Genomic DNA, 5015 nt, shown 5'->3' with positions numbered 1-5015 from the left:
CAATTTTAATATTGGCATTAGCTGTCTGCATTGAAAATGCGCTTAAAACAACGCTTGTTTCAACGCTAGTCATCCTTGCCGGGGTGGGACGACGAAATCATTTTTTCAAATCAGATTTCTGTCCCACTCCCTCTTTTTAATGTTTAAAATATAAAAATAAGTGAAAATATAAATTATTAGACTTACTTTTACAAAACCATTCTTTATGAAATATAGAATGTAAATCGTAACTTATTATTCTTAATTAATGTACATATTGAGTATGTGAAAGTATCTTTTAACAATTATTTCGTGTAAAATAATTAATTAGAGAATAATGAGGAGAATTGAAAATGGAATATCTAGGTCAATTTGCAATAGTACATTTAATATTACATGTTATCTGTATTTGTATAAGTTATTGGGCATTGAATGCTGTAAGATTAGAACAGTTTTTTAAAAAGGGTTTCCCCGTTCAAGTACAAATATGTATGATTTTTATTGCTATATTTTTAGGTACTGCAGTAAGTAATTTTATAATTGATTTATTACAATTTTCTACACAACTAAAATATTTGATGAAATAGGTCAAATACTTGTGAATTATTTTTCAATAAAGATATAATAATTTTGAAAGTAACTAAAAATATAATATTTAAAAGAGTCTGAAATAGGAGTTTAAAGTGGAGGATATTAAGATGGACAAAATAGTTATCAATAGCGGAAATAAACTAACTGGAGAAGTTAAAGTTTCAGGTGCTAAAAATGCAGTTTTACCTGTATTAACAGCATCATTATTAGCTTCAGAAGGTGAAAGTAAACTATTAAACGTGCCTGCATTAAGTGATGTAGAAACGATTAATAATGTAATATCTACATTAAATGCAGAGGTTTCATACAACAAAGAAGAAGAATACGTATCTGTAGATGCAACCAAAACTTTATTTGAAGAAGCTCCTTACGAATATGTAAGTAAAATGAGAGCAAGTATTTTAGTAATGGGTCCGTTATTAGCACGCTTAGGTCATGCTAAAGTAGCGTTACCAGGTGGATGTGCTATTGGCTCTCGACCAATCGAACAACATATTAAAGGCTTTGAAGAATTGGGTGCTGAAATCCATATGGATGGTGGATTTATTTATGCAAATGCTCAAAGTGGCTTAAAAGGAACAACAATACATTTAGATTTTCCAAGTGTTGGTGCAACACAAAATATTATAATGGCGGCGTCATTAGCCGAAGGAAAAACAATTTTAGAAAACGTAGCACGCGAACCTGAAATTGTAGATTTGGCTAACTATATAAATGAAATGGGCGGCAATGTATTAGGTGCTGGTACTGATACAATCACTATAAATGGTGTGGAAAAACTACACGGTGTAGAACATGCAATTATTCCAGATAGAATTGAAGCAGGTACTTTACTAATCGCTGGCGCAATTACACGTGGTGATGTATTAGTAAACGGTGCAATAAAAGAGCATATGACAAGCTTAGTGTATAAATTGGAAGAAATGGGAGTAGATTTAGAATACTTAGATGATGCTATACGCGTACGAGCAACTGAAGAACTAAAACCAGTGGATATTAAAACTTTACCTCATCCTGGATTCCCTACAGATATGCAATCCCAAATGATGGCATTATTATTGACTGCAGAAGGTAATAAAGTTGTAACTGAAACAGTTTTTGAAAATCGTTTTATGCACGTAGGCGAATTCAAACGTATGAATGCTAATATTTCAGTTGAAGGTCGCAGTGCTAAAATTGAAGGTAAAAGTGAATTACAAGGTGCACAAGTTAAAGCCACAGACTTACGTGCAGCAGCTGCATTAATATTAGCTGGGTTAGTTGCACAAGGTACAACACAGGTGACAGAACTTAAGCACCTTGATCGTGGTTATGTTGACTTACATGGCAAATTAAAATCATTAGGTGCAGATATCGTACGCGTTCAAGATTAATGCTAATTTACAACAATGAATTGAGTTGGAGGAACTTAAAATGGAAACAATTTTCGATTATAATCAAATCAAGCAAATCATCCCACATAGACAACCTTTTTTACTCATTGATAAAGTGGTTGAGTATGAAGAAGGTAATCGTTGTGTAGCGATTAAACAAGTGTCTGGTAACGAACCATTTTTCCAAGGTCATTTTCCAGAGTATGCAGTAATGCCTGGTGTGTTAATTACTGAGGCGTTAGCTCAAACTGGCGCAGTGGCAATGTTAAATAGCGAGGAGAATAAAGGGAAATTAGCTTTATTTGCTGGTATTGATAAATGTCGCTTTAAACGTCAAGTTGTTCCAGGTGATACTTTGACATTAGAAGTTGAAATTACAAAAATTAAAGGACCTATAGGTAAAGGTACTGCTAAAGCAACGGTAGATGGTCAAGTAGCATGTAGTTGTGAATTGACATTTGCAATACAAGACGCATAATTATAAAGCGAAAGGTGTTCAAAAACCTTCGTTGCATTGTAATAGTTAATACTATATGTAAAGAGTCTAACACATTAATAGATATGCTTTATTTAAAATTTTCACTTTAATAAGTGTTATTTTGACAAAGGCATTTCATAATGTGTTCAGGCTCTTTTTTTGATGCGTAAATTATACTTTTTAAGAAAACAAAATTAAAGAAACACTTTTGATATAAGTCATTTTGACAAAAACAAAAGTGTCTAAGTAAGTTAATTATAGTTTTATATTATGTGTTAAATCATTCCGTACATTTAATGTTTGTCGCTTTTCTCATCTTTTAAACGAGGTTTCGATTGCATCAATCTATTAAATGATGTTTTAAGTTCATCTCCTGTAAGACCTTCATCGATGAGTTGTTCTAATAAACTTTCAGCATATACTTGTCTTAATGTATAGATATGGCATTCAAAAACTACAGAAATAGAATGTTGTAATTTAGTAATATGCTTTATCGTGGCATCAAAGAGTGCAGGATCATTTGAAGGTCGTGTGATAACAACACGAATATCTAATAAACTATCGTCTTCTTGAAAAGCTTTCATTGTTTCATAGTGATAATCTGAAATGACGATTTCTAATAACCAGCCAGTGCCACTATTCTCTTTATTGATAATGACACCATCTTCTAATTCGTATTCAGTGACACCACCGTTTTCTGATACGATTTGAAATCTTACGGCTTTAAATGTTTTCATCGTCTCACATCCATTAATAAAATTTAAAAATTACTATATTTACATTTATGTACCCATTATAACGTAATTTTAAATTCAGAAGCTAGTTATTATAAAATATAGAATGTTTCTGTCAACAATCACTTACTTTTAGCGTTTTGACGGTATAGCTACTAATTGTATATGATATCGATAAGGAGGTGACATATGATTAACCACATAGTCGTTGTTGGACGACTGACGAAAGACCCGAAAATTTATAGTAATCAGGGTAAACATCTAGCAACCTTTAGTTTAGCTGTAGATCGTCATTACAAATACAAAACAGAGCATCAAGCATGTGATTATTTAAATTGTAAAGCTTTAGGTACTCGAGCACTTAACATTAAACAATATTTATCACAAGGCTCTTTAGTAGCCATTATCGGGAATCTACAATCATCTAAGTATGATAAAGTAGGGCAAACACATTTTATTACCGAGATATTAGTGGAAACAATTAGATTTCTTTCTCCTAAATCGCTAACACAAGTTTCAACGGCCTGTAGTCCTAATCCTATCGGCTTGAAACTATAAAAATTCTACATTATTTAATTTGAAGTTTATATGCCAAAACTACCATCTTATTTCAAATTTATCTCCCAATATAAACCACTATGATATACACTTTTAAATCCTAATATCAATTATACTTCTTTGAAATGGCCATCTTTCATTTTATGATTGGTGGCTATTTCTTTGAATTGTGATTAAATAGTATGCAGAATAATCTGATAAATTACATGATAATTACATACCAATATATAAATTATGCTCAATTTAAATTTGATATGAAGGTAATAATCGGCATTTTTGGTTATGTTTTTTATGACATTGTATGTAATTAGGTTGTAAAAAAAGCCAATACTTTTTTATTTTGTTGTAACCTACAAGATGATTTTGGATGTTATAGTGGTAACTGCAAATTGATAATAAAAATTATTTACCTTATAGGAGGATTATTAACAATGAAAAAGACAGTAATTACTTCAACATTAGCACTAGGATTAGGTGTAACAGGAGTAGCATCTGGACAAGCTGATGCTTCTGAACAAGGTATTGATAAAGCACAATTAGCACATACAGCACAAAATAACCCTCAACAATTAAATGACGCGCCAATTCATGAAGGTGCTTATAACTATGATTTTAATCACGATAAAGTAGATTACAATTTTGATTCAGATGGAACTTATTGGTCATGGAGTTACAATGGCTATGGTCAAGGAACAGCTGATACTAATGCTCAATCAACTCAAGATACTGAGCAATCAGCACCAGCAGAACAAGCAACATCAACAGAACAAAGTGAGCAAGCTGAACAACCACAACAAACAGCTGCACCACAAACTGAAGAAACTCAACAACCACAACAAGAATCAACTTCTTCAAACAGTGAAAGCTCAAGTGAAGCTACAAGTGGTTCATCTGTAAATGTTAACTCTCATTTACAAACAATCGCTCAACGTGAATCAGGTGGCGATATTACAGCTATTAATCCAAGTTCAGGAGCTGCAGGTAAATATCAATTCTTACAAGCTACTTGGGATTCAGTAGCACCAGCTGAATACGTTGGTGTATCACCAGCAGAAGCTCCAGAATCAGTACAAGATGCAGCTGCAGTTGAATTATACAACACAGTTGGTCCATCACAATGGGTTACTGCATAATTTAAATAATTGTAAATGAATATAAGGATTTAATTTCGAGGCTAGGACAATATTAATTGTCCTAGCTTCTTTTCATATTGGCAGTAGCTGACTGCATTGAAAATGCGCTTTAAACCAAGATTGTTTCAAGGCTAGTCATCCTTGCGGGGGTGGGACGACGAAATCATTT

6 protein-coding genes are annotated in these 5015 nt (G+C 32.6%); 5 read left to right on the top strand and 1 reads right to left on the bottom strand.

Annotation, left to right across the window (positions count from 1 at the left end):
• Nucleotides 1-332 precede the first annotated feature (332 nt).
• The 3 genes from JVU85_RS10155 to fabZ all read left to right on the top strand — a co-directional run bounded on the left by JVU85_RS10155 (nucleotide 333) and on the right by fabZ (nucleotide 2421).
• Nucleotides 333-566, top strand: a complete 234-nt coding sequence (locus JVU85_RS10155; protein ID WP_103387749.1) for a DUF1146 family protein — start codon at nucleotides 333-335, stop codon at nucleotides 564-566.
• 111 nt (nucleotides 567-677) lie between these two features.
• The gene (gene murA / locus JVU85_RS10150; RefSeq protein ID WP_107373936.1) at nucleotides 678-1943 is read left to right on the top strand and encodes a UDP-N-acetylglucosamine 1-carboxyvinyltransferase; all 1266 of its coding nucleotides are present in this window, start codon (nucleotides 678-680) and stop codon (nucleotides 1941-1943) included.
• A 40-nt stretch (nucleotides 1944-1983) separates the two neighbouring features.
• A complete protein-coding gene (fabZ, locus tag JVU85_RS10145) occupies nucleotides 1984-2421 on the top strand; it encodes a 3-hydroxyacyl-ACP dehydratase FabZ (RefSeq protein ID WP_002508993.1) in 438 nt (145 codons plus the stop codon).
• Nucleotides 2422-2714: 293 nt separating this feature from the next.
• Here fabZ and JVU85_RS10140 read toward each other — a convergent pair whose 3' ends face one another.
• Complete coding sequence (locus JVU85_RS10140) at nucleotides 2715-3158, bottom strand: YwpF-like family protein (protein WP_002508994.1); 444 nt, start codon at nucleotides 3156-3158, stop codon at nucleotides 2715-2717.
• 186 nt (nucleotides 3159-3344) lie between these two features.
• Here JVU85_RS10140 and JVU85_RS10135 point away from each other — a divergent pair, with 186 nt between their 5' ends.
• Both JVU85_RS10135 and JVU85_RS10130 read left to right on the top strand, forming a co-directional pair.
• The gene (locus JVU85_RS10135) at nucleotides 3345-3713 is read left to right on the top strand and encodes a single-stranded DNA-binding protein (protein ID WP_002508995.1); all 369 of its coding nucleotides are present in this window, start codon (nucleotides 3345-3347) and stop codon (nucleotides 3711-3713) included.
• 431 nt (nucleotides 3714-4144) lie between these two features.
• Nucleotides 4145-4846: a transglycosylase family protein gene (locus JVU85_RS10130; RefSeq protein ID WP_002508996.1), complete on the top strand. Its 702-nt coding sequence runs from the start codon at nucleotides 4145-4147 to the stop codon at nucleotides 4844-4846.
• Nucleotides 4847-5015: the final 169 nt, after the last annotated feature.

This window comes from Staphylococcus sp. GDY8P72P (genome assembly GCF_016890655.1).
Classification (GTDB): Bacteria; Bacillota; Bacilli; order Staphylococcales; family Staphylococcaceae; genus Staphylococcus; species Staphylococcus arlettae.
This window is presented reverse-complemented; position numbering and strand designations above follow the sequence as displayed.